This window comes from Saccharopolyspora sp. NFXS83 (assembly GCF_026241095.1).
GTDB lineage: Bacteria > Actinomycetota > Actinomycetes > Mycobacteriales > Pseudonocardiaceae > Saccharopolyspora_C.
Map to the genome: position 1 here is coordinate 244,379 of NZ_JAPFGB010000003.1, position 19,418 is coordinate 263,796.

16 protein-coding genes are annotated in these 19,418 nt (G+C 71.5%); 10 read left to right on the plus strand and 6 right to left on the minus strand.

What is annotated here, in order from left to right; all coding sequences use genetic code 11:
- Positions 1-11: 11 nt before the first annotated feature.
- On the minus strand, positions 12-1,406 hold the full coding sequence (locus OOZ19_RS04845) for an MFS transporter (protein WP_266088680.1): 1,395 nt from the start codon (positions 1,404-1,406) through the stop codon (positions 12-14).
- Positions 1,407-1,693: 287 nt separating this feature from the next.
- Here OOZ19_RS04845 and OOZ19_RS04850 point away from each other — a divergent pair, with 287 nt between their 5' ends.
- Together OOZ19_RS04850 and OOZ19_RS04855 are read left to right on the plus strand one after the other, a co-directional pair.
- Positions 1,694-2,827, plus strand: coding sequence for a Gfo/Idh/MocA family protein (locus OOZ19_RS04850; protein WP_266088682.1), 1,134 nt, complete (start codon positions 1,694-1,696; stop codon positions 2,825-2,827).
- Entirely contained in the window at positions 2,824-3,669 is an 846-nt protein-coding gene (locus OOZ19_RS04855) for a DUF6807 domain-containing protein (RefSeq protein WP_266088684.1), read from the plus strand. Before OOZ19_RS04850 ends, OOZ19_RS04855 begins: the two co-directional genes overlap by 4 nt.
- Here OOZ19_RS04855 and OOZ19_RS04860 read toward each other — a convergent pair.
- The 3 genes from OOZ19_RS04860 to OOZ19_RS04870 form a co-directional block, all read right to left on the minus strand.
- A complete protein-coding gene (locus OOZ19_RS04860) occupies positions 3,653-4,105 on the minus strand; it encodes a GNAT family N-acetyltransferase (protein WP_266088686.1) in 453 nt (150 codons plus the stop codon). The two genes, OOZ19_RS04855 and OOZ19_RS04860, sit on opposite strands and share 17 nt — an antisense overlap.
- A 94-nt stretch (positions 4,106-4,199) precedes the next feature.
- Positions 4,200-5,705: a glycerol-3-phosphate dehydrogenase/oxidase gene (locus tag OOZ19_RS04865; protein WP_266088688.1), complete on the minus strand. Its 1,506-nt coding sequence runs from the start codon at positions 5,703-5,705 to the stop codon at positions 4,200-4,202.
- Positions 5,706-5,710: 5 nt separating this feature from the next.
- The gene (locus OOZ19_RS04870; protein WP_266088690.1) at positions 5,711-6,277 is read right to left on the minus strand and encodes a TetR/AcrR family transcriptional regulator; all 567 of its coding nucleotides are present in this window, start codon (positions 6,275-6,277) and stop codon (positions 5,711-5,713) included.
- Positions 6,278-6,294: 17 nt separating this feature from the next.
- On the opposite strand from OOZ19_RS04870, the gene OOZ19_RS04875 reads away from it, so the two are divergent.
- The 5 genes from OOZ19_RS04875 to OOZ19_RS04895 all read left to right on the plus strand — a co-directional run bounded on the left by OOZ19_RS04875 (position 6,295) and on the right by OOZ19_RS04895 (position 11,780).
- Positions 6,295-7,896, plus strand: a complete 1,602-nt coding sequence (locus OOZ19_RS04875) for an FAD-binding oxidoreductase (RefSeq protein ID WP_266088691.1) — start codon at positions 6,295-6,297, stop codon at positions 7,894-7,896.
- Positions 7,893-8,771, plus strand: a complete 879-nt coding sequence (locus OOZ19_RS04880; protein WP_266088693.1) for a diacylglycerol kinase — start codon at positions 7,893-7,895, stop codon at positions 8,769-8,771. The genes OOZ19_RS04875 and OOZ19_RS04880 overlap by 4 nt, the downstream gene beginning before the upstream one ends.
- A 285-nt stretch (positions 8,772-9,056) precedes the next feature.
- Positions 9,057-10,181, plus strand: coding sequence for a DNA alkylation repair protein (locus OOZ19_RS04885; RefSeq protein WP_266088695.1), 1,125 nt, complete (start codon positions 9,057-9,059; stop codon positions 10,179-10,181).
- 265 nt (positions 10,182-10,446) lie between these two features.
- Entirely contained in the window at positions 10,447-11,262 is an 816-nt protein-coding gene (locus tag OOZ19_RS04890) for an SAM-dependent methyltransferase (protein WP_266088697.1), read from the plus strand.
- 221 nt (positions 11,263-11,483) lie between these two features.
- On the plus strand, positions 11,484-11,780 hold the full coding sequence (locus tag OOZ19_RS04895) for a hypothetical protein (protein ID WP_266088699.1): 297 nt from the start codon (positions 11,484-11,486) through the stop codon (positions 11,778-11,780).
- A gap of 95 nt (positions 11,781-11,875) precedes the next feature.
- Here OOZ19_RS04895 and OOZ19_RS04900 read toward each other — a convergent pair whose 3' ends face one another.
- Positions 11,876-12,382, minus strand: coding sequence for a nitroreductase family deazaflavin-dependent oxidoreductase (locus tag OOZ19_RS04900; protein WP_266088701.1), 507 nt, complete (start codon positions 12,380-12,382; stop codon positions 11,876-11,878).
- Positions 12,383-12,605: 223 nt separating this feature from the next.
- Positions 12,606-13,337 (minus strand): class I SAM-dependent methyltransferase, encoded by a 732-nt coding sequence (locus OOZ19_RS04905; protein WP_266088703.1) that lies wholly within the window; start codon positions 13,335-13,337, stop codon positions 12,606-12,608.
- 325 nt (positions 13,338-13,662) lie between these two features.
- Between OOZ19_RS04905 and OOZ19_RS04910 the strand changes: the two genes are divergently transcribed.
- From OOZ19_RS04910 to OOZ19_RS04920, 3 genes are all read left to right on the plus strand, one after another.
- Positions 13,663-14,415: a class I SAM-dependent methyltransferase gene (locus OOZ19_RS04910; protein ID WP_266088705.1), complete on the plus strand. Its 753-nt coding sequence runs from the start codon at positions 13,663-13,665 to the stop codon at positions 14,413-14,415.
- Positions 14,416-14,666: 251 nt separating this feature from the next.
- Positions 14,667-16,097, plus strand: coding sequence for a flavin monoamine oxidase family protein (locus OOZ19_RS04915; RefSeq protein WP_266088707.1), 1,431 nt, complete (start codon positions 14,667-14,669; stop codon positions 16,095-16,097).
- Between the two features lie 35 nt (positions 16,098-16,132).
- A complete protein-coding gene (locus tag OOZ19_RS04920; protein WP_266088709.1) occupies positions 16,133-19,369 on the plus strand; it encodes a ferritin-like domain-containing protein in 3,237 nt (1,078 codons plus the stop codon).
- The last annotated feature ends 49 nt before the right edge of the window (positions 19,370-19,418 follow it).

Consider the following 19,418-nt stretch of genomic DNA (forward strand, 5'->3'; position numbering starts at 1 on the left):
CCGACGTGTGCTCATCGGGATTCCGCGCGCCGTCGGTCGAACTCGGCGCGGGGGATCGGCTTCGCGTCCTTGGAACCGAGTTCCTCCAGCGGGATGCGGTGGGTCTCCCTGGCCGACCAGGCTGCGACCGCGCCGACGATCGTGATCGCGAAGCACAGCGTGCCGACGGTCAGCGGCACGTTCGCCGATCCGGGCGGTGCGACCAGCGTGAAGATGCTCGGCAGGAACGCGGTGATCGCCAACCCGAGGTTCTGGGCGATGGCGAACCCGGTGACCCGCGTGCGAGCGGGGAACAGCTCCTGGAAGAAGCCCGCGAACGTCGCGTTCCACACCTGGTAGAGCAGTCCCCAGGTGAGGATCGCCAGCACGATCGTCAGCGCCACGTTCTGCTGGCTGATCGACCACAGGTACGCGTAGGACAGCACGCCGGAACCCAGCGAGCCCACGATCATCAGCGGGCGCCTGCCGAACCTGTCGGACAGGCTCGCGAACCACGGGATGAACGCCAGCGCCACCAGGTTGGCCACCACCGGGATCCACAGGTAGACGCTCTTGTCCATCTCGATGCCGTAGCCGGGCTGCGTCGCGTACGCGGCGCCGAACACGGACACGACGACGCCGATGACGTTGACCAGCGTCATGCACGCGGCGCGCACCACGTCCATGCCGCTCTCCCGTAGCACTTGGACGAACGGTGGCCGCTCACGTCGGCGGTCCTCCTTCGCCTCCAGGAAGACACGGCTCTCGTCGACGCGCCGCCGGATGACGTACCCGGCGAACACGACCAGCGCGCTGAGCAGGAACGGGACTCGCCAGCCCCACGAGTCGAAGGCTTCGTCGGACAGGAACGCCGACAGCGGCAGGAACATCGCGGCGGCGATGATCTGCCCGGCCTGGGTGCCGTGCAGGCTGAAGCTCGCGTAGTAGCCGCGGCGGCCGAACGGCGCGTTCTCCACGATCATGGCGCTGGCGCCGCTGAGCTCCCCGGCCACCGCGAAGCCCTGCACGAACCGCAGCAGGACCAGCAGCACGGGCGCCAGCATGCCGACTTGGCCGTAGGTGGGCAGCAGCGCGACCGCGAAGGTCGACAGGCCCATCAGCAGCATCGCCAGGACGAGCACGTTCTTGCGGCCCCGGCGGTCACCCCAGTGGCCGAGCACGATCGCGCCGATCGGGCGGGCGACGTAGCCGACCGCGTAGGTGCCCAGCGACGCGACCAGGGCGACGGTGGGGTTGCCCTCGGGGAAGAAGATGCTGGGGAACACCAACGCGGCGGCCTGCGCGTAGACGAACCAGTCGTAGTACTCCAGCGCGCTGCCGATCCAGCCGCTGGCCGCCGCCTTTCTGGAGGTGCTGCGGGAATCCTCCGGTGCTTCCGGGCGGGATTCCCCGGTATCGCTGGTCAATGTGTTCTCCTCGGCATGATCCGGTGACGTCGTTGTTCCGATCAGCGGGATGCAGGCCGCCATGCGGCCGAATCGGCCGGGCTTTCACGCACGCGGTCTGGGTAAGCGCTTTCCAGATGGAACAAGTACCGGGTCGAGCTGTCAACACCCCGGCTCGAACCCGCGGCGTCACGAGGGTGGATTCATCGCAGGTCACGAGGATGGCGTGTGGAATGCGCTTTCCGGAGTGGTCGTTCGATCGTTACGATGCGCGCCGACAGGGGTCCGGAGATTCCTAGCGAGGTTCGATGAGCGGCACCACCACGGTCGTCCTGGCGGGCATGCACGGCCACGGGCGCTGGCACCTGCGCGAACTGCGGCGCCTCCGCGGCACCGGGGTGCGGCTGGCCGGGATCTGCGATCCGCGCCCGCCGGAGGACGAGGACCGCGACCTCGTCGGGGACGTCCCGGTGCTGCCGGGCCTCGGAGACCTGCTCGACCGGGTCCGGCCGGACGTGACGATCGTGTGCACCCCGATCCACACCCACGCGGACCTGGCGCTGCTTGCCGCCGAATCCGGTTCGCACGTGCTGCTGGAGAAACCACCGGCGGCGACGCTGGCCGAGTTCGACCGGCTGGCGGCGGGCCTGGCGGCCACCGGCCGCGCGTGCCAGATCGGCTTCCAGAGCCTCGGCTCGCAGGCGCTGGGCCACGTGCGCGCGCTGATCGACGACGGCGCGATCGGCGAGGTGCGCGGGATCGGCGCGGCCGGGGCGTGGCAGCGCGACGCCGCGTACTACGCCCGCGCGGCGTGGGCCGGACGGCGTTCGCTGGAAGGCGCCGCGGTCGTCGACGGCGCGCTGACCAACCCGTTCGCGCACGCCACCGCGACGGCGCTCGCCCTCGACGGGGTGCGCGGCGACGAACGGTTGCGGGACTGGGAAGTGGAGCTGTACCGGGCGAATCCGATCGAGGCCGACGACACCTCCTGCCTGCGCCTGATCACCGCGCGCGGCACCACGATCACCGTCGCGGCCACGTTGTGCGCGGAGGAGGAGGTAGAGCCCTACGTCGTGGTGCACGGCACGGGCGGCCGGATCGTGCTGGAGTACCGGACGGGGCTGGTCCGGCTGGAATCCGGCGGACGGGTGCGGACCAGCACGCACGGGTTCACCGGCCTGCTGGAGAACCTCATCGCCCACGTGCGCGACGAATCGGTACCGCTGCTGGTGCCGCCCGCGGCCACCCGCCCGTTCATGCAAGTGCTGGAGGCGGTGCGCACCGCGCCCGAGCCGCGCGAGATCCCGCCGTCGCGGCGGTGGATCGATCGCGTCGGCCCGCACCCGCGTTTCGTGGTGACCGGGGTGGACGAGGCGGTCGTGCGCGCCGCCGGCGAGATGCTGCTGCTGTCCGAAGTGGACCCGTCGTGGAGGAATCGATGATCGCGAGCCTGCGGTTGGCCGGTGTGGTCGTGGCCGAGTGCGTCGACGGCGCGGAGCTGCCCGCACATCTCGGGCCGCGTCCGCACCTGCACCCGATCCGCACGCTGGGCGGTCGCACCGTGACCGACGTCCGGCCCGCTGATCACCCGTGGCACCTGGGATTGTCGATCGCGCTGCAGGACGTCGGCGGCTGGAACCTCTGGGGTGGCGCCACTTTCGTGCGCGACCGGGGTTACGTCGACCTCGACGATCACGGGCGGATCGAGCACGTGGGGCTGGCCGACGTCCGCGCGGATGCGTTCGACCAGCGGTCGCGCTGGTGCGGCGCGGGCGGGGAGCGCCTGGTCGACGAGCACCGGCGGGTCCGGGCGCGGCTCGTCGAGCACGGCTGGGAACTGGAGGTGACCACCGCGCTCACCAACGCCACCGGCCGGGGGCTGCGGCTCGCCGGCCCCGCCGCGAACGGCTGCCCCGGCGCGGGCTACGGAGGGTTCTTCTGGCGCCTGCCGCCGTCGGTCGCACCTCGGGTGCGCACCGAAGCGGGGGAGGGGGAGCAACGGGTGCACGGCGCCGCTGCCCGCTGGCTCGCCTGGACCGACGACGACCACACCCTCGTGTTCACCGGGACCGATGCGGCGTCCAGAGCCGATCCGTGGTTCGTGCGGGTCGGCGACTACCCGGGCGTCGGTTCGCAGCTCGCCGCTCCGGACGCGGTGCGGCTGGATCCGGGCGGCGCGCTGCACCGCGGCCTGCGGGTGCTCGTCGCCGATGGCGCGCTCGACACCGGCGCCATCGAGCGGTGGGCGGCCGGGGGAGGCGCGGAGCTCACAGCTCGCGGGTGAACACGACGCGGTCGAGCGAGGGGCCGTCGTAGTCCGGGACCGGGTCGGAGTCGGCGAACCCCACCGCTCGGTGGAACGCGATCGACGTGGCGTTCTGCGGTGAGGTGATCGCCTTGACCTCGGTCCGGCCGTCGTCGCGCGCCATCGCGAAGAACCGCTCGTACAGGTCGCGGGCCAGCCCGGAACGCCGCCACTCCGGTGCGACGCCGGTGAAGTGGATGTAGGCCACCGCGGGGTCGGACGGCGACAGGAAGCCGATGACGAATCCCGCCATCGTGCCGCCCGCCTCGGCGATCAGGCTGGTGGAGCCGAAGTGGTCGACGAAGACCCTGGTCAGGTCCCGCGAGGCGGGGCGTCCCCACCAGTCGTCGACCACGCCCACGATCACGTCGTAGTCCTGCGGGACCGCGCTCCGAACGGTGATGTCGTCGAGCATGCCGTCAAAGCCACCCTTCGCTCCGGCGGACCGAGCATGGTCACTGCAAGATCGAGAGACATCCCAGCATGCCAGAACCGGTCCGCGATGCCGGTCAGCCCGCGCGCAGCGCCTCCTCGGCGGCGTCCGTGGCGCGGTCGCGGTCGGCGGCGACCAGGCCGAGGCGGGTGCGCCGGTCGAGCAGGTCGGACACGTCGAGCGCGCCCTCGTGCCGCACCGCGAAGCGGAGCTCGGCCGAGGTGACGTCCACGCCGTCGATCGGTTCCAGGAGCCGCCGATCGCCGTCGGCCGCCGCGACCACGGACGCCGCTTCCGTCCCGTAGCGGGAGACCAGGCGGCTCGGAGCATCCACCGCGGACAGCTTCGCGGGGTTCGCGGCTCCGGCCAAGGGCAGGGCCTTCGTGCGGCACGGCCGATCGGTCAGCGCGGTGGCGTCCACGGCGTCCTGCGCCATCTTGCGGTAGGTCGTCAGCTTCCCGCCCACGACGCTGATCACGCCGTTGTCACCGGTGAGCACCGCGTGCTCGCGCGAGAGGTCCGAGCTCTGCCCGTCGCCGCCGTCGAGCAGCGGGCGCAGGCCGGAGTACGTGCCGAGCACGTCGTCCTCGCGGATCGGCCGCGCCAGCACGGTGTTGACCGTCTTCAGCAGGAAGGTGATCTCTTCAGCGGAGGCCGTCGGCACGTCGGGGACCGGGCCGTCCTGCTCCTCGTCGGTGAGTCCGATGTAGACCCGGCCGTGCCCGGCGGGCAATGCGAACACGAACCTGTTGGTGGTGCCGGGAATCGGCACCGTCAGCCCCGCGTCGAGCCCGCCGAACACCGCGTCGGAGACGACCAGGTGGGTGCCCCGGCTCGGCCGCAGGCGCAGTCCGGGCGCCACCTCGCCTGCCCAGACCCCGGCCGCGTTGATCACCTTCCGGGCGCGGACGTCGACCGCCTCGCCGGTGAGCCGGTCCCGCAGCACGGCGCCGTCGCCGGTGACCTGCTCGGCCGCGCAGCGGGTCAGGATCCGCGCTCCGTGCCCCGCCGCGGTCCGCGCGATCCCGACCACCAGCCGCGCGTCGTCGACGAGCTGGCCGTCCCAGGACAGCAGTCCGCCGCGCAGCCGGTCCTGCCGGACGGTGGGGACCATCCGCCGCGTCTCGACGCGGGAGATCCGGCGCGGCGCGGCCAGCACCGATCCGGGGGTCCCGGAGCCGCGGCGCAGCAGGTCGCCCGCGACGAATCCGGCGGCCACCAGCGCCGCCTGCTTCGCCCCGACCCCCGAGACCAGCGGCACCAGCTGGGGGAGCGGGCGGACCAGGTGCGGCGCGGTGCGCTCCATCAGGATCCGGCGTTCGACGGCGCTCTCGTAGGCGATCCCGACGTTGCCGGAGGCCAGGTAGCGCAGTCCGCCGTGCACCAGCTTCGAGCTCCACCGGCTGGTGCCGAAGGCCAGGTCGTGCTTCTCGGCCAGCACCACGCTCAGTCCGCGCGACGCCGCGTCCAGCGCGACGCCCGCGCCGGTCACGCCGCCGCCGACGACGAGCACGTCGACCTGGCCCCCCTCGGCCAGGTCGGTCAGGTCCCTGGTGCGCCGGGCGGCGTTCAGCGAGGTCATCGGAGTCACTCCTCGGGACGGAGGTAGGCGTCGAGCACGGTGTGCAGCTGCGCGTCGAGGCGTTCCGGGGGCAGCGCCTCGGACACGATGCGGGCGGACAGGACCGCGGACTGCACCAGCAGCAGGACCATCGCGGCCAGTTCGTCCGGGTCTCCGGAGCGGATCGTCCGGTCCGCCTGCCCGCTGCGGATCGCGGTGGTGAGCAGTTCGAGGATGCGGTGCTGGCTGGCGCCGAGCCGGTCGAACACGTAGGTGGTCAGCAGTTCCGGGTCGGTTTCGAGGATCTTGACAAACAACGGGTGTTCCCGCGCGGCCGAGACGGTGCGCACGATCCGGTCCAAGCCGTGCCGGCGCGAACCGTCGCCGGTGTCGGCGGGCAGGAGCGCGACGAGTTCGCGGGTGAGCAGGTCCGCGGACAGGGTCCGCACGTCCGGCCAACGCCGGTAGACGGTCGGGCGGCTCACGCCTGCGCGGCGGGCGATCTCCGCGAGCGTGGTGCGGCGCATGCCGACCGCGAGCACGCACTGCTTCGCCGCGTCGAGGATCGCATCGTCGTTACGGCTTGACGTCATGTGTAAAACTGTAACGCATGACTGAGCTTGAGCACCGCACCCCGGAGCAGGAGTGGAATGCCTGGGGTACCGCCGCAGGGGCGAGCCCCGTGCCCGAGGAGATCCGCACCCTGATCGAGCAGGGCCTCGGTGTGGTGCGTCGCGATACGCCGTCGGTGGACCGGTCCGCAGTGCGCGTCGGGGAGTCGCGACTGCCGGACGACGTCCGCTCCGCGCTGGTCGCGATCGTCGGTGCCGACGGCGTGCGGACCGACGACGACGCGCGGCTGCTGCACGCGGGGGGCAAGAGCACCCCCGACCTGCTGCGCCGCCGGGCGGGCGAAGCGGACTCGGCGCCCGACGCCGTGGTGCTGCCCGGTTCCCACGAGCAGGTGTGCGAGCTGCTGGCGCGGTGCGCCGAGCACCGGGTGGCGGTGGTCCCCTTCGGGGGTGGGACCAGCGTCGTCGGTGGCGTCGAGCCGGAGCGCGGCGGATTCGCCTCGGTCATCGCGCTGGACCTGCGGCTGCTGGACGGTCTGCTGGAGCTCGACGCGGAGTCGCAGACCGCGACCTTGCAGGCAGGCCTGCGCGGCCCGGAGGCCGAGCAGCTGCTGGCCGGGCGCGGTTACACCCTCGGCCACTTCCCGCAGAGCTTCGAGCACGCCAGCATCGGCGGCTTCGCGGCGACCCGTTCGTCGGGGCAGGCCTCGGCCGGGTACGGCCGGTTCGACGGCATGGTGGTGCGGCTGCGCGTCGCGACCCCGAACGGCGAACTCGACCTGGGCCGGGCTCCCGCCTCGGCGGCCGGGCCGGACCTGCGGCAGCTGTTCCTCGGGTCGGAGGGAGCGCTGGGGATCATCACCGAGGTGACCGTCCGGGTGCATCCGAAGCCCCGAGAGGTGGAGTCCGAGGCGTGGTCGTTCCCGGACTTCGCCACCGGCGCGACGGCGCTGCGCGTGCTGGCGCAGGAGGGGGCGCTGCCGACGGTCGCCCGGCTCTCCGACGAGGCGGAGACGATGATCAACCTCGCCACCGTCCACGACGTCGGCGGCGGAGAGCGGTCCGGCGGGTGCTTGATGATCACGCGCTACGAAGGCGCCCGGACCTCGGTGCGCGAGCGGGTGGGGGAGCTGCTGGCGGAGTCGGGCGGCACCACGCTGGGCGCCGGGCCCGCCGAGAAGTGGGACCACGGCCGCTACCACGGCCCGTACCTGCGCGACGCGCTGCTCGACGTCAACGCCTTGGTGGAGACGTTGGAGACCGCGAGCACCTGGTCCCGACTGGAGGAGACCTGCAACGCGGTGCGGGAGGCGCTCACCGAGTCGCTCCAGGCGCAGGGCACTCCGCCGCTGGTCATGTGCCACATCTCGCACGTCTACCCGACGGGCGCGTCGCTGTACTTCACGGTCGCCTGCGGGCGCGGTGCGGACCCGGTCTCCCAGTGGAGGCAGGCGAAGCGGGCGGCGGGCGACGCGATTAGCCGGTCCGGCGCCACCATCACCCACCACCACGCCGTGGGCCTGGACCACCGCGAGTGGCTGACCGACGAGATCGGCGAGCTCGGCGTGGCGGTGCTGCGCGCGGTGAAGTCCACCGTGGACCCGTCGGGCGTGCTCAACCCCGGCAAGCTGATCCCGTGATCACCGGCATCGCGCTGCTGGTGAACCCGCGCTCGGGCCAGGGGCGCACGGCGGCGGTCGCGCTGCAGGCGCTGCGCTACCTGCGGGACTCCGGGATGTCGACCTCGGTCTTGGTGGGGCGGGACGAGGCGGATTCGCTGGCGCTCGCGCGCCGGGCCGTCGAGTCGGGGACGGGCGCGCTGGTGGCCTGCGGCGGCGACGGGGTCGTCAACCTCGCGCTGCAAGCGGTCGCCGGAACGGACACGCCGTTCGGCGTGATCCCGGCGGGAACGGGCAACGACCACGCCCGGATGCTGGGAATCCCGCGGCACGACCCGATCGCCGCCGCGCGGGTGGTGCTCGACGGCGCGGTCCGCCCGATCGACCTCGGGCGGGTCGGCGACCGCTGGTTCGGCACGGCGTTCGCCGGTGGCTTCGACGCCCTGGTCACCGAGCGCACCAACCGGTTGACGTGGCCGCGCGGCAAGCTGCGCTACAACCTCGCGATGCTGGTCGAGCTGGCGGCGCTGCGCCCGCTGGACTACGTCCTGGAGCTGGACGGCCGGGAGGTGTCCACGCAGGCGATCCTGGTCGCGGTCGGCAACGGCCAGACCTACGGCGGCGGCATGCGGATCTGCCCGGACGCGGTCCCCGACGACGGCCTGTTCGACGTCACCGTCATCGGAGCGGCCCGGCGCGACCAGATCGTGCGCCTGCTGCCGACGATCTACCCCGGTACGCACGTCGAGCACGCGCAGGTCACGACCTACCGGGCGAGCCGCGTCCGCCTGTCCACGCCGGGCGTCACGGGATACGCCGACGGCGAGCGCTTCGCGAAGTTGCCGGTGACGTGCGAGTGCGTCCCGCTCGCCGCCAACGCGCTCGTGCCGTCCTAGGGATCCCTGTCGAGGTGGCTTGCGCGGTGTCCGGGTGGCCGGACGTCGGCGGCTTCCGCCCGGTCGGTGCGCTGCCCCGGAGCTGAGCAGGAACGCGGGTCGAAGATCAGCCTGTGCTGGCTCCGGGGGACGGGCTCGCGGCGCGGATTCCGCACGGCGCGCGCGGATCGCGGGGCGTTGTCGGGGGTCGGCGGTACCGTCGCGCGACATTCGACGTGCACGACGCGGGCCGGGGGCCGGACCGGTGGCGTCGAGGTTCCGACGCCACGACCGGGAGGCCGCCCCATGCCCTTCGCCGAGGAACTGATCGGCGCGCGCACCGTCCAGGAGCTCACCTCGGCGCTGCGGGTGGTCCTGCCGGACGCGGGGTTGCCCGCGGTGCGCGCGGCCGGTTCGGCGCTGCCGCCGCTGGCGCTGCGGGAGCGCAGCGACCTCCTGCGGGACGCGTTGCTGGCGGACCTGCCGGACGGCTACGACGAGTTCGCGAACGTCGTGCGCGCGGCGGGGGACCGCGCTCCGACGTTCACCGGATGGCTGATCTGGCCGGTGACCAGCGCGGTCGCGGCCAAGGCGATCGAGGACGGCCGCCCAGCCGCGTTCGAGGACGCGTTGGCGCTGCTGGCGGAGCTGACCGATCGGCTCAGCTCCGAGTTCGCGCTGCGTTCCCTGCTGAACCACGACCTCGACCGCGCGTTGGCGGTGATCTCCGGCTGGACGGGATCGGAGAACGAGGGCGTGCGCCGACTGGCTTCGGAGGGAACCCGCCCGTCCTTGCCGTGGGCGGTGCGCGTGCCGCGCCTGCTCACCGAGCCCTCGTCGACCCTCCCGATCCTGGCGGATCTCCACCGGGACGACAGCGAATACGTGCGGCGTTCGGTCGCCAACCACCTCAACGACCTCAGCCGGGTGGACCCCGGCCTGGTCACGTCGACCGCCGCGAAGTGGCTCGCCGAACCCGACGCGAACACGCTCCGCGTGGTGCGGCACGGTCTGCGGACCCTGGTGAAGCGCGGGCATCCCGAAGCCCTGCGGCTGCTGGGCTTCGCGCCGGTTCGGGTCGACGTGACCGGCCCGAACCTGGCCACCGATGCGGTGGCCATCGGTGAGGTGCTGACCTTCACGGCCTCCGTGCACAACCCGGAACCCGAGCCGGCCAGGTTGGTGATCGACTACCTGGTGCACCACCGCAAGGCCGACGGGGGGCAGACGGCGAAGACCTTCAAGCTCACCACCCGGACCCTCGCGCCCGGCGAGACGGTCGACCTGACCCGCGCGCATCCGTTCCGCGTGCTGACGACCCGGCGCTACCACCCGGGCCCGCACGGGATCGAGTTGCAGGTCAACGGTGTTCGCTCGGGTCGCGTCGACTTCACCCTGCTGCCGGCGGTGGTACCGGCCGACGCCGGCTGATCGACTCGGCCGCGTTTCGCGGCGCCGTCCGGTTCGCCGCGCGGATCCGAATCCGCCAATCTCGCCCCTCCTATCGCGATCGGAGCAGCGGCCCGGTGCGGGCGCCCGGGCGTGATCACGCGGGGGTGATCGTGGGATGCTGCATATGCCAGGAGTGCAGCGACGGGTCGCGTTTGCCACGTGCTGGAAGCGGGGCCCGCTCCGGGAGCTCCGGGTAGTGCCTGTCGGGGGCACCTGAGCTGAGCTGGACGAAGGTGGGAGCACGATGGCGGACGGGACGCGCCCGGATGTGGACCTGCGCACGGATCGCGCGCACGGCGCGCGGATCTACGACTACATCCTCGGTGGCAAGGACAACTACGCCGTCGATCGAGCCGCGGCCGAAGCGACGTTGCAGATCTGGCCCGCGCTCGGCGTGCACATGCGGGCGAACCGCACGTTCATGCACCGAGCAGCCCGGTTCCTCGCGCAGGAGTGCGGTGTCCGCCAGTTCCTCGACATCGGTACCGGCATCCCCACGCCGCCCAACCTGCACGAGATCGTGCAGGAGGTGGCCCCGGAGACCCGGGTCGTCTACACCGACAATGACCCCATCGTGCTCGCGCACGCCCGCGCGCTCATGACCAGCGCGGAGCGGGGGCGCACCGCGTACGTCCAGTCGGACATGCGCGAACCCGATGCGCTGCTGTCGGCACCCGAGCTGTACGACACGCTGGACCAGGACCGGCCGATCGGCCTGATGCTCATCGCGATCGTGCACTTCATCGAGGACGACGACGAGGCGCTGGCGGTGGTGCGCCGGATCATCGACGCGATGCCGTCGGGCAGCTACGTGGCGGCCACGGTGGCGACCGACGACTTCGCACCCGAGACGCTGACCAAGGTCGCCGACACCTACCACGAGCACGGCGAGAGCATGCGGTTCCGCGACAAGGCCGCCGCGGAGAAGTTCTTCGAGGGCTTGGACCCGGTCGACCCGGGCATCGTGCAGATGCACAAGTGGCGTCCCGACGACGACGAGCACCTGTCGGTGCCCGACGCCGACATCGCCATGTACGGCGGCATCGGCCGCAAACCCTGAGAGTCGTCCGGCCCCATCCGCAGGACGTCGACCACCATGCTCCGGCTCGACCAGCGAGCGCTCCCGACTGGGCATGCCGCGGCCGACGGCACCACGTTCGATCCGAGCCCACCTCCGCCAGGATCGGACTTCCACCTGCTCATGGACCGGTATCTGGGTGAGGCCGGCGGCTCGAGGCCCGAAGCATGTCGGCGCGGTCTCAGAGCCGGTTCCGGCCGCTCATGGCGGACGGGATCCGGACCGCCCGGCTCATGCTCGCCGCTACCGGAGAGCGGGCGGCACAGGAGGAGTTCGACCAGGCCGTCCTGGACCTTCAACCGGGCGAGGACAAGCGCAGGTTCTGCCGGACACGGGAGCTGATCGCGGAGTCGCTCCGGATCTTGTCACCGGACGGGTACGTGTTGCGGCAGGTCTCCAGCGGCTCTGACGACCCCGGCATCGCACTGCGGAACATGATCGACGGCTCCAGCGAGAAGCTCGCCGCAGCGGTTCTCGCGACGAATCCACACACCGCCTGAAGAGCAGCGGACGAGCTTCGGCGGAACCACGCGTCCTGATGGTTCAGTCCGGACCGCGCCGGCTCGAAGGCGGTCGTGAAGTCCGCGCGCGGGTCTCAGCTCGGTACCGGGGTACGCGGGTCGAGGCGGAGTTCGAGCACTGGTAGTGCGGTGTCCTGTTCGCTGATCGTGATGCCGAGCGTGTTCTCCAGGACGTTCTTGAACTTCGCCCACGCCCTGGGGTGCCGGCGCGCGTAATCGGCGAGCGCGGAGTCGGCCTCGGCCGTAGGCAGCCGCCGGGCGGTGGCGGGCGCGGTGTTGTGACCGGCTACGGAGATGCGGACCCGCGGGTTCGCCATCAGGTTGCGGTACCACTGGGCTCGTTCACCGAAGCCGGAGGCGATGACGTAGACGTCCGGTGCGGGATGGCCGATGACCTCGAGCACGACGTGGCGGACGACGCCGGAATTCCGGCCGAGGTGCTCCAGCATGAGCAGCCGCGAGCCGAGCAGGAATCCGAGCCGAGCGCGGTAGAGCAGGATCGGCGCGCGCATCAGCGCGCGGTTCCTGAGCAGCGCGGCACCCCACCGGCCGATCGCGGTGGCTCTGGCAGGGCCGGACATGACCCACCTCGATTCGCCGTCGCTGTGTCGCGTCGAACGTACCGCCAGGTCGTCCAGCGGAACTGTGCGGATCGTCCGAGTGCGTTCGCATCGCGGGGAGTCCGCGCGTAGCCGGGCAGCCGGGAGGAGGTTCCCGCGCACCACGCACGAGGTCGTCGGCCGGGATCGATGATCCCCGATCGGCGGGCCTCTCGCGGTCGACTCCGCGACCGGTGGCCCAGGTTCAGGTCTGGTTGTCCGCGAGGACGTAGTTGAAGGGGAAGTGCAAGAACGCCCCGTCGGGCAACCGGATGCGCGAGGACAGCGCCAGTTCTCCGGTCTCGACCAGCCGCCACCCGTGCCGCCGGTACAGCGCAGTGAGCTCGCTGCCGGGGAGCTCGGCGGGCCACAGGCCCGCCGTCGCTCCCTCCCTGATCGCGCCGGGCCACTCGCCGAAGCGGGCCGCCACCTCGGCGAGAACCTCGGTGAAGCGTTCGGAGAGCTCGATGTCGAACACCCGTCCCCGCCGCCCGGCCAGCAGGGCGAGGCCCCGCAGCGCGTCCGGCCACCGGTCCGGCGCCATCGCGTGCAGCACGCCCCGCAGGTGCACGTTCGCGTCGCCGATGCGCTCGTGCAACGCCTCGACGGCGGCCACGTCGGTGCTGTCGAGCTGTTCGTAGCGGACCCGGGTGTGCGGAGCGCCGGTGTGCGCCTTCTCCAGCGCCGCGGCGGCGACGTCGGTGCCGACGACGATCTCGTAGTGCTCGGTGAAGTGCTCGGTCAACCCCCCGTTCCCGCAGCCCGCATCGACCAGGGGCAGCCGGGGGTCGAATCCTTCGAGCAGGAGTGGCAGGTAGGGGGCCATGTCCTCCGCGGTGCCGAATTGCCACGGCACCGGCAGGTCCGGGCTCGTGCCGGTCAGCCTCCAGTAGGACTCCCACGAGCCGGGATCGTTCGTTGCGGTGGACTCGGCCATCGGTCGCCCCTCTCCCGCTGGGCCCCACAACTCGCAGATGTGGCGGCACCACGCTGGTCGACACCGGTGAACAGCTCGAACATTCGTGGCGAGCACCAATGTAGCCAGTGATCTCCACCGATAGCAGTGGTTGTCGGCAAAATCGCTCGATTGTGGGCACGCAACCGAAAAACGCTCGCGGGAATTTGAATGCAACGTGACAAATTTTCGTCGAAATGCCCATCCGGGATGCGGTGCGCCTATTGCGAACCGACCTGCCGGGGAGGAAGATCACGCAGAATCCGACGCGGAGAACGGATCTTGGCCTGGACGAGGAGGAATCATCGTGCGAGAAGAATCGAACGCGCCAGAATTCGTCAAGGAGAACGTCGATTTCGAGGCCTGCTACCAGGGGCAGCCGTTCCTGGCGGGAACCGACCTGGCCTTTCCCGTGGCGCCGTGGGACATCGGTGAACCACAACCCGCCCTGGTAGAGGCGACGGACCGGAACGTGTTCTCCGGCGATGTCCTCGACGCCGGCTGCGGGCTGGGCGAGAATGCGATCTTCCTGGCCGGGCTCGGCTACCGGGTGACCGCGTTCGACTGTTCGCCGACGGCCCTGGTCCGCGCCCGCGCACGGGCCCGCGAGTGCGGGGTCCAGGTCGATTTTGTCGAGGCGGACGCCACCCGGCTCGTGGAGCTGGCCGGTAGGAGTTTCGGCACCGTCGTGGACAGCGCGCTGTACCACTGCCTCGGTGCGGAGCAGCAGCGCGACTACGCCGCCGCCTTGCACGGGGTGACCGGGCCGGGCGCGCGACTGCACCTGTTGTGCTGGGCGGTGGCCGGGGAGGACGCGGCCGTGCGACATCCGATGGGGGTCGACCAGCAGAGCATCCGGGCCACGTTGGACGCTCACTGGGAGGTCCTGGAGGTGCGGACCGCGCAAATCTCCACAGCGCTGATCCGGGACGAACTCACCGATCAAGGAATAGCGCTGTTCGCGCGGAAAGGCGTCGGCATCGATCTGGGAAGAACTGCGGTCGATTACCGGGGGCGGATCGCTGGTCCGGCTTGGTCCGTCAGTGCGGTGCGCCGCTGATGGTGCGGCGTTGCCGGTGCGTTCCGAGCCGCGTCGCGGAAATGTGTCGAACGTTCGGCGGATGTTGAACGAGGCGCTCTGGATTGGGGAATTTTCCCTGGACTCGCATTTTCTGAAGCTCCGGCGAGATGTTGTCGTGCCCGCTCCATCATCCGGGCGATCGTGGATGTGGAAAGCGGGCACGAGGCGGCATAGTCGATTGTGTGCGAGCAGGTCGGGAACCAGTTCACGCGGCGACGGAATCGTCAGCCGTGGCGATTCTCGGGGCCGGTGTGGCGGGACTGGTGGCGGCGCATGAATTGGAAGAACTCGGGCATTCGGTCACGGTGCTGGAGGGCAGCGGTCGTATCGGCGGACGCGTGCTCACCCACCGGTTCGGCACCGCGGAGAACGCCCCGTACGCGGATTTGGGCGCGATGCGCATTCCCACCGGTCACGCGCTGACCATGCGGTACGTCGACAAGCTCGGCCTCACACCGGCGCTGCGCCCGTTCCGCACGATCCTCAGCGACGAGAACAACTACCTGCAGACCGCACGAGGCTTCGTCCGGGTTCGCGACGCCGCCGGGCCGGTGGTCGAGGATCTGCGACGCGAGGTTCCGATCGGCTCCTACCGGTGGGACACGGTGCTGTTCTGCGCCTGGTTCGCCGCGCTGGTCAGGTCCGTCGGGCCGCGGGAGCTTCGCGCGGGCCTGGCTTCGGACATCGCCTCGATGCTGCGGCTCGTCGACCGCATCGACCTGTCCCCGTACGTGCGAGGTCCCGCAGCCGAACGGGTCGACCTGGCCGGCGCCTTCGATTCCCACCCGGAGCTGCGGGACGGGTGCGGCCCGCGGCTGTGCGGCTTCATCGACGACCTCCTGCTGGAGACCGGGAACCGGCTGATGCACCTGGTCGGCGGGATGGGGCAGCTGACCGACCGGCTGGCCGGGCTGCTCCTGGGGGACATCCTGCTGGACCGGGAAGTGGTGAGCTTGCACGCCCACGGCGACCGGGTGCTGGTCGGGTTGCGGCACGGGGGCGTCGATCTGGTGTCGACGTATCCGGTCGTGCTGTGCACGCTGCCGTTCTCGGTGCTGCGGGAGCTGCCGCTGGCGGGTTTCGACGACGACAAGCGGGAGGTGGTCCGCGGCGTCGAGTACGCGGCGGCCACCAAGATCGCACTGCACTGCCGGGAGGCGTTCTGGGAGCGCGCCGGCATCGGCGGCGGCGGGTCCGCGACCGGCGGGCGCCTGCGGCAGACGTACTACCTGCCTCGGGACGGCGACCCGGCGCAGGGGGCGGCGCTGCTGGCGTCCTACGCGGTCGCCGAGGACGCGTATCCGCTCGGACGGTTGCCCGCCGACCGCAGACACGCGGCTTCGCTGGACGAGCTGTCCGCGCTGCACCCGGAGCTCAAGGAGCCGGGCACCGTACTCGACATGGTGAGCATCGCTTGGGGCGATCAGCGCTGGAGCAAGGGCTGCACCTCGCACCGGTGGCGGTGGGGCAACAACGCCGCCGCGGGGGCGGCCGAGGGAATGCGCGCCGCCCGCCCGCAGGGACGGCTGTACTTCGCCGGTGAGCACTGCTCGTCCACCCCGGCGTGGATCAACGGTGCCATCGAGTCGGCGCTCGCCGTCACCAACGCCGTGGACGCGGCACTGCGGGCCGCTGCGGCCGACCGCGCGCAACGATCGTGAGCGCCACCGCGGCGCAGTGTCGAACAGGGGGAACCGTGAGCATCTTCGATCTGCCCCGGCTGCACTTCGCCGGTACGGCGATCACCCGGCTGCCCACCGGTCCGCGCAGCGGGCTGTACGACCTGGCCGCGGGCGAGGCGCTGACCGCGGACGGCACACCGTTCCCGCTGGATCGGCCGCCTGCCGATTACCACGAGCACCTCGACGGGCTCGGCGAGCGGTTCGAACCGGACGGCCGACTCCGGCCGGACGGGCGGTTCGGCACCACCACGGGCTGGAACTTCGGCGGCAACGGTCATTTCTGGCTGGACGCCCGCATCAGCGGATGGGAGTGCGCGGCGGGCGAGGCCGGTGCTCCCGATCCGGTGGTCGGGCGGGCGGTCGACCTGTGGGGGCACTTCAACGACCACCTGGCGACCACGCACAACCGGGCCCGCGTCTTTGACGTCGATCCTGCTTCCAACTGGACCACTACCGTGCTGGCCGGCCAGTTCTGCTTCGGTCGTCAGGGGCGTTCGCACGACACCGGGTACATGGCGGTGGGCGCGGTCGACGGGCCGCAGCCACCGCGTTGGCAGAATTCGCAGCACGTCCGCGGAATCGGCGAGCACCCGCTGGAGTCCTGGTTCCGGCGCTCGGTCGTGTACCAGTTCGCCGTGGACGCGCGCGGCTTGGAGTGGCTGCCCGAGGCGGAGACCTCAGAGGCGGTGCGGATGCTGCGCGCCGCGGCGGGTACCGGCGGGCTGGCCGTCCGCTACGCGCTGAGCAACATGGCCGCACCGCGCCGCAACAACGCCCCGGACGTGTGGCAGGTGCGCGGAACCATCGCTCCCCGGAGCGGCGACGAAGAGCGCACCTGCCCTGCGGGGCGGTTGCTCACCGCGCGCGAGGCGCGGCGGCGCGGTGAACCGGCCCCGATGCACATCGCCGCGGTGCACGTGACCGGTGAGCACACGACCTTCGACCTGATCACCGCGGTGCCCGCGCTGAGCCGGAGCCCCGAGCCCGGTCCCGACGGGGTGCACCGGCTCGGGCCGCGGCTGGACCTGGGAGATCTGCAGCTGCGGACTCGCCGGTCCGGGCACCTGGTCGCGCGGCTGCCCCGCGATGCCTACCTCGCGGACACAGATCCCACCGGCGGGCTGGTCACCGTCCAGACCGAGCCGAGGTGCGCATCGCCGGACACCGAAGGGCTCGTGCTCGTCGGCGAAGGCCAGGACTCCGCGATGCTGCTCGCCGAGGAGGAATCGGTCGTGCGGATCGACGGCTCGTGCCGATTCCTCGACCCAGCGGACGACGGCGTCGCGCGGCTGGCGGTCCGCACATATCACCTGGGCAGTCCCGCTCCGCTGCGCGATCTGCGGGTGATGCAGTTCTTCAACCCTCGCGCGTTGCCGCGGGATCCGCGGGCCCGGGCCGAGGGCGCGCGGTGCGGCGATGTGCGGATCGTGCAGGTCCGGTCGGACGGAGACGCCGCGGCCTGGGCCGAGTCCTGCACCTTCAGCACCGATCGACAGGGCCGCGCCGTGTTGGATGTGCGCTGCGCCGCGCCCGGCACAACCCGGCTGCTGCTGCTCCCCGCGGACCAGCACCCGCCGAGCGACCCGGACGAGCCCGGCTCCGCGGCACGTGCGTACGACGATGACGACCGCTTCGGGTACTGGTCGGCCGCGGGTTGCGCGGACGTTCGCGTCCTGCCCGACACCCGGCACCTGGACCGGATCCCGCGTGCGGAGGTCACCCACGACGTGCTCTACAGAGAGGTCTTCGCGCGCTACGAGCTGCTGTACTCGTTCATGGCCGACGAGGTCTTCAGCCTGGCCGACGAGAGCCGGGTGGCCACCTACGCGCGGCTGATCTGGCTGATGTCCGACCCGCGCCACCGTGACAAGACGTTCTACATGCCGCCGACCCGCGACATGACCGGGCCGCAAGCCCGGTTGCTGCTGGCCCACTTGCAGCGGCAGGTGGCGGCTCGCCCGCCGGAGTTCGTGGCCCGGCGCGCTCTGCCAGGAGCCATCACCACCCGCGGCCAGCTGCGCGACGCGCTGCGCGAGGCCGCGGGCGTCGAACTCGCCGGCATGTTGCAGTACCTGTACGCGGCCTGGTCGATCCCGACGCACGACGCCGGGCGGCAGCTGGTGCGGCGCGGCGAGTGGACCACCCGACAATTGCGGCTGGCCTGCGGCGACGGCGCCGAGACGCTTCGCAACGGGATGCGCGGCGATCTGCTGAACGTGGCGCGGGAAGAGATGATGCACTTCCTGGTGATCAACAACATCATCACCGCGATGGGGCTGCCGTTCCACCTGCCGCACATCGACTTCGGCACCGTCAACCACCGCCTCCAGGTACCGCTCGACCTGGCCTTGGAGGGGTTCGGGCTGGGAAGCGTGCAGCGGTTCATCGCGTTGGAGCAGCCGCACTCGTTGGGTCGGGACCTGGCGGGCCACGTCGTGCCGTCCGCGGGTGGGGCGTACCCGTACCAGTCGCTCAGCGACCTCTACGCCGCCATCCGCGAGGGCATCCGCGCGGTGCCGGACCTCTTCCTGGTGGAGCGGGGGCGGGGTGGTGGCGAGCACCACCTGTTCATGCGGCGGTCGCTCAACGACGTCCACCCCGACTACCAGTTGGAGGTGGACGACGTCCCGAGCGCGCTGTTCGCCATCGACTTCGTCACCGAGCACGGGGAGGGCAACGTCCTGCCCGGCCCCGCGGACGAGGACTCGCACTACGACACCTTCCTGCGGATGTCCGACTTGCTGATGGACCACCGCGCGGCGGCGCGGGGCGAGCGGTGTCCACCGTGGACTCCCGCTTACCCCGTGCTGCGCAATCCGACGTTGCACACCGGTGACGGCGTCCGGGAACCGGTCACGGCCCCGGAGGCGCGGTCGGCAATGATCCTGTTCAACCGCTCGTACTTCCTGATGCACCAGCTGATGCTGCAGCACTTCAACGGCGCGGCCGACACGAGCCTGCGGCGCTCCCCGCTGATGAACGCCGCGATCGACGTGATGACGGGCATGCTGCGCCCCATCGCCGAGCACCTGGTGACGTTGCCGTCCGGTCGACCCGGCAGAACCGCCGGGCCATCGTTCGAGCTGGAGGAGGAGCCCGGGTTCCTCCCTCGCCCCGACGTCGCGCTGCGGTCGATCGGCGGCCGTTTCGACCACCTCGCCCGCCAGGCGACGGAGCAGCCCGGTCTGCCTGCACGGGTAGCCGATCTCATGCGGTCCTACGCCGACCACTTCCGCCGCTCGGCACCGTGACTCGCGCGTCGGTACGTCCGGGCGGTGTCGCGCAGTCTCCCGATTCCGC

Bases quoted from the DNA above. Each gene is read 5' to 3' on its own strand.
- OOZ19_RS04855 (WP_266088684.1), top strand. From the start codon at position 2,824: ATGATCGCGAGCCTGCGGTTGGCCGGTGTGGTCGTGGCCGAGTGCGTC.
- OOZ19_RS04890 (WP_266088697.1), top strand. From the start codon at position 10,447: ATGGCGGACGGGACGCGCCCGGATGTGGACCTGCGCACGGATCGCGCG.
- OOZ19_RS04860 (WP_266088686.1), bottom strand. From the start codon at position 4,105: ATGCTCGACGACATCACCGTTCGGAGCGCGGTCCCGCAGGACTACGAC.
- OOZ19_RS04905 (WP_266088703.1), bottom strand. From the start codon at position 13,337: ATGGCCGAGTCCACCGCAACGAACGATCCCGGCTCGTGGGAGTCCTAC.
- OOZ19_RS04900 (WP_266088701.1), bottom strand. From the start codon at position 12,382: ATGTCCGGCCCTGCCAGAGCCACCGCGATCGGCCGGTGGGGTGCCGCG.
- OOZ19_RS04870 (WP_266088690.1), bottom strand. From the start codon at position 6,277: ATGACGTCAAGCCGTAACGACGATGCGATCCTCGACGCGGCGAAGCAG.
- OOZ19_RS04875 (WP_266088691.1), top strand. From the start codon at position 6,295: ATGACTGAGCTTGAGCACCGCACCCCGGAGCAGGAGTGGAATGCCTGG.
- OOZ19_RS04865 (WP_266088688.1), bottom strand. From the start codon at position 5,705: ATGACCTCGCTGAACGCCGCCCGGCGCACCAGGGACCTGACCGACCTG.
- OOZ19_RS04885 (WP_266088695.1), top strand. From the start codon at position 9,057: ATGCCCTTCGCCGAGGAACTGATCGGCGCGCGCACCGTCCAGGAGCTC.
- OOZ19_RS04850 (WP_266088682.1), top strand. From the start codon at position 1,694: ATGAGCGGCACCACCACGGTCGTCCTGGCGGGCATGCACGGCCACGGG.
- OOZ19_RS04895 (WP_266088699.1), top strand. From the start codon at position 11,484: ATGGCGGACGGGATCCGGACCGCCCGGCTCATGCTCGCCGCTACCGGA.